General features: G+C 42.9%; 2 rRNA genes. Both read right to left on the reverse strand.

Going from position 1 to position 394, the window contains the following annotated elements:
* Positions 1-4: 4 nt before the first annotated feature.
* Positions 5-119, reverse strand: a 5S ribosomal RNA gene (gene rrf / locus IY568_RS24515).
* Between the two features lie 186 nt (positions 120-305).
* A 23S ribosomal RNA gene (locus IY568_RS24520) occupies positions 306-394 on the reverse strand; the annotation flags it as partial.

Consider the following 394-nt stretch of genomic DNA (forward strand, 5'->3'; position numbering starts at 1 on the left):
AGGAGCTTGGCAATGTCCTACTTTCACATGGGAAACCCCACACTATCATCGGCGCTATTTCGTTTCACTACTGAGTTCGGCATGGAGTCAGGTGGTTCCAAAATGCTATGGTTACCAAGCAAATTCTTTCGTGCAAATGGTTAATGACATCGCGCTGTTTGCGAGCATTTCATTTGCGCAAGGTGAACTGATTTCTGCACTTATGCAGAGGGTGTCACCTTACTTAAAATCTGGAAAAGCGTATTAAATTCTTATCGTCTACTTTAGTTCTTAACTTCTAACAAACAAAACCACTTTGGCGTTGTATGGTTAAGCCTCACGGGTAATTAGTACGAGTTAGCTCAATGGCTCACACCACTTCCACATCTCGCCTATCAACGTTGTAGTCTTCAAC

It is taken from the genome of Pseudoalteromonas sp. PPB1 (assembly GCF_015356275.1).
GTDB classification, from domain to species: Bacteria; Pseudomonadota; Gammaproteobacteria; order Enterobacterales; family Alteromonadaceae; genus Pseudoalteromonas; species Pseudoalteromonas rubra_D.